2 protein-coding genes and 1 pseudogene are annotated in these 3,354 nt (G+C 60.1%); 1 reads left to right on the top strand and 2 read right to left on the bottom strand.

Annotated features, from left to right (window positions below; all coding sequences use genetic code 11):
- Positions 1–150: 150 nt before the first annotated feature.
- Positions 151–315: pseudogene (locus tag ACIQ39_RS19040) on the bottom strand (SDR family NAD(P)-dependent oxidoreductase); the annotation flags it as partial.
- Positions 316–358: 43 nt separating this feature from the next.
- Positions 359–1,351, bottom strand: a complete 993-nt coding sequence (locus tag ACIQ39_RS19035) for an acetamidase/formamidase family protein (protein WP_396436152.1) — start codon at positions 1,349–1,351, stop codon at positions 359–361.
- A 305-nt stretch (positions 1,352–1,656) separates the two neighbouring features.
- Between ACIQ39_RS19035 and ACIQ39_RS19030 the strand changes: the two genes are divergently transcribed.
- Positions 1,657–3,354 (top strand): S8 family peptidase (locus ACIQ39_RS19030; protein ID WP_396436151.1); only part of this gene is annotated, 1,698 nt, incomplete at its 3' end.

Genomic DNA, 3,354 nt, shown 5'->3' with positions numbered 1-3,354 from the left:
GTTTGCGGCCCTGGAATTGACACCGCCGACCTCATCAGACCTCGCCAAGCCTGTTTTGTAGTCTGCGGTTTGACCTCGGTTTCTAATCGAATCAATCACTTACGTGCAGGAAGTGTCGAACTTGTGTACCACGCGGCCCAACACCGTCACGCCGTAGGGCGCAAAGTCTTTGGCGGTTTGGGCCACTTCTTCGGCATTGCGTGCGCAGTAGGCAATGTGCGCGCCTTCGGCCGCCAGCGTTTGCGCAATGGCGCGGCCAATGCCTTTGGTGCCGCCAGTGACCACGGCCCTGAGGCCTTTGAGTCCGAGATCCATGTGAGTTCCTTTAGGGTGTTGGGTTGTTTAAACGGCGTCTGCTTCAGGCCGGTGCCAAGTATTTTTTGCTGATGCCCGCACCCACGGTGTACTTCGGGTCGACAAAGTTGCCCAGTCGGACCTGCCCGCATTGGCTGAGCATCATGTAGGCGTCCCAGCGGTCGTAGCCGTACTCGGCCTCCATCCACAAAATCAGCTCTTTGTAGGCGATGCGGGTGGCGTCTTCCAGCGGTCGGGCGCTGCCAATGGCCATGATGATGGCTTCGTTCTCCAGCCGTGGCCACTCCAGCTGCCAGCCTTTGATGAGGTCCACATGGATGGTGGTGGTGCTGGCGTATTCCACGGCCGTGCCGCACACCTCGCCGTCGCCCTGGCAGGCGTGCGCGTCGCCAATAAAAAGACGCCCGCCTTCGCTGCGCACCGGCAAGTAGGTGATGCTGCCCGGCCCCATGTCCGGCAGGTCCATGTTGCCGCCGTGGGAGTCAGGCGTCAGGGTGTTGATGGAGTCGATTTCAGGCGAGCAGCTCAGCGTGCCAATGTGCGGCTTGTAGGGCAGCGTGACGCGCTGGCTCCAGTACACGCCTTGCTCGTCCACGTCGACCTTGCGCACCAGTTCGGGCAGGTCGGCGGCCAAGAGTGCGGTGAGCGAGGTGCCGCTCAAGGCACCGAACTGCGGGATCATGGCGCAAGTGCCGCGTGGGTTGGGGCCGCGCGGCGCCATGGATTCGATGTACACCGCAATCACATCGCCCTTGCTCGCGCCCTCGACCATGATGGGGCCGTTTTGCGGGTTCACGAACGGCATGGACAGCACGCGCGAGGGCAGGTCTTGCTCGGTTTTCACCTTGCCCTCAAAGGCGTCACGCGTTTGCACCACCACGCGGTCGCCGGGGCGCACATGCAGCACCGGCGCCGAGTACGGCCCTATGGTGTAGTGGTACTTGCCCTGCTTGGCTTCGGTGAGCTCGTGCGTGTCGAGGGTGCGGCCCTGGGCCACGCCCCGGGTGCGCATGATGGAATTGTTCAACCAGTCCATGGCGTGTCTCGCAAAGTTGGGAGAAGTTCATTATGGGTCATGCATGCGCACATTGGCAGGCTCTCTTGACACATCCATGCGGTAGATTTCCCCTTCCACTCAAGGCCCCAGTGGTGGTAAGAGCAAGTACAGTCCAATTTGCAGGTGTGCGGCCATTTTGAGGAGCCTGGGCGGATGCTGTGGCGTACCTAACTTCTTGAATAACCTACTGATTTGAAGATTACTATGAATTTATTTATGATTGTTTTATATTTAATTAGTTCAAAAATTTTCTAACCCACGCACGCCAACACAGGACCACCACCATGAAGCGCAGCCCCATGCTCCACCGAAATCTTCTTTGGCTCTTGACGGCGATGCTCAGTCTGACCCTCATCGCTTGCGGTGGAGGTGGTGGCGAGACTGCTGTGCTCGCCAATAACGCCACGGTGGCAGCGCAAATCCTGCCCATCAAACCCCAAAATGCTGAAGACACTGTCGGTGTGTTTGTGGAGCTGGACACGTCTGAGCTCAGCACAGCCGCCCTCGGGCAGACCGACTCCGCCGCAGCGCAAGTTGAACTGCAAACGGCCTTTTTGGCTCAACTCATGAAAGCCTCGCAAAGCCCAGTCACAGCGGGAGCCAGCAGCAGCCGTTGCGATGTGGCGCAACTCACACAGCGTATTCAAAACGCTTATTTGCCCATTTCGGGGGCGGCCGTGCGCTTGGAACTCAGTGGCTGTGAATTGGAGCTGCTGCCAGGCATGCCCTTGGTCAAAGGGGTCTACCCCGACACCCCTTTGTCACCGCAAAACACCCCCAACACGGTCAGAAAAATCAACAGTGCAGTTCAATTCAGTTTTGACGGCAAAACCGCTTGGCCCAGCGTCAACGGCACTCGGGCCGACGGTCAGGGTTATGTGATCGCCGTGCTGGACTCGGGCGTAGAGCTCAATCACCCGGCCTTGCAAGGCAAGCTGGTGCAAGGTGCTTGTTTTTCCACGCCCACCACCGGTGGGCAAACTTTTTGCCCCAATGGCAGCTCTGTTGACACCGCATCGGCGAACGCAGGACAAAGCTGTATCGCCAGTTTTGGCGTGAACAACCGCGGCATAGCCCAAGCCGCCAATTGCGGTCATGGCACCGGCATGGCCGGCGTTGCCGCCATGAACTACAGCAACCCCAGCAACGGCGCCAGTGCCGGGGGCGTGGCCCGCAGCGCCAGCATTTTGCCCATCCAAGTCTTCACCGGCGGCATCAGCGCTGGGCGGGCCAACATTTACGCCAACTCTGGCGACCTGTTACGGTCCATCGAATGGCTCAGCACCGAGGCCGAACGGCGCAATGCCAACAATTTGCCGCGCATTGCCGCTGTCAACATGAGTCTGGGCGGGGGGAGTTACTCCACTGCCTGTGACGCCGACTACACCGCCAGTCTGTTCAAAACCGCCTTTGCAAGGCTGCGCGCCCAAGGTGTGCTGCCCATTGCTGCCGCTGGCAACGAAACACAGGACAACGCCATCGCATTCCCCGCCTGCGTCAGCAACGTTGTAGCCGTGGGCGCGACGCAACTTGGGAATGAAAAAATCGCCAGTTACAGCAATGTGTCGCCCCAAATCAAAGTCTTTGCCCAAGGCGGTGACCGAGGTGACCTTTACAGCTGGCCGACCACCAGCCTCAACCCCAACATGCTTGACGCTTGGGTCACAGGTGCCGGTACATCGCCGGCCACGGCTTTCGTATCGGGCGCGGTCACCGTTTTGCGTCAACTCAAGCCCAAGGCCACTTTGGCCGACATCGAAAAGGCCATTCAAACATCCGACAAACCCACCATCACCGACCGCTTTTCCGCGCCGCGCAACATGCCCCAACTCCGGCTCGTCGCAGCCGCCCAAGAACTGGGCTTGACCATTGACCCCCCTGCCCCTGCCCCTGCCCCTGCCCCTGCCCCTGCCCCTGCCCCTGCCCCTGCCCCTGCACCTGCTCCAACCATTGACCCCCCTGCCCCTGCACCTGCACCTGCA

The organism is Limnohabitans sp., from assembly GCF_044361645.1.
Lineage (GTDB): Bacteria > Pseudomonadota > Gammaproteobacteria > Burkholderiales > Burkholderiaceae_C > Limnohabitans_A.
This window is presented reverse-complemented; position numbering and strand designations above follow the sequence as displayed.